At 61.8% G+C, this 204-nt stretch carries 1 protein-coding gene; it reads right to left on the bottom strand.

From position 1 onward, the window contains the following. Positions 1-69: 69 nt before the first annotated feature. Complete coding sequence (locus NCT32_RS37205) at positions 70-198, bottom strand: DUF6531 domain-containing protein (RefSeq protein ID WP_409241585.1); 129 nt, start codon at positions 196-198, stop codon at positions 70-72. Between the last annotated feature and the right edge of the window lie 6 nt (positions 199-204).

Raw genomic sequence — 204 nt, 5'->3', positions numbered from 1 at the left:
AGAGACCATCGTCGTGATGTTGATGCGAGTAATAGAACGACAGGCCGTTACGATCCGTATGGCGCACCATCAGGTGACGATGCCGCCGATTTCGTCGTCGTGCTCGAACAAATCGAGGCGGATGTCGGCAGGCGTGCGCCAGCCGTGGCCCGCCGCGCCCGGCAACATGTCATGGCTCGCGTAGTAGCGATGCCACACGAGCGG

The organism is Caballeronia sp. INML2 (assembly GCF_023631365.1).
Taxonomy (GTDB): Bacteria; Pseudomonadota; Gammaproteobacteria; order Burkholderiales; family Burkholderiaceae; genus Caballeronia; species Caballeronia turbans.
Note: the sequence above shows the minus strand (reverse complement) of the source record. Positions and strands in the feature narration are given on the sequence as shown.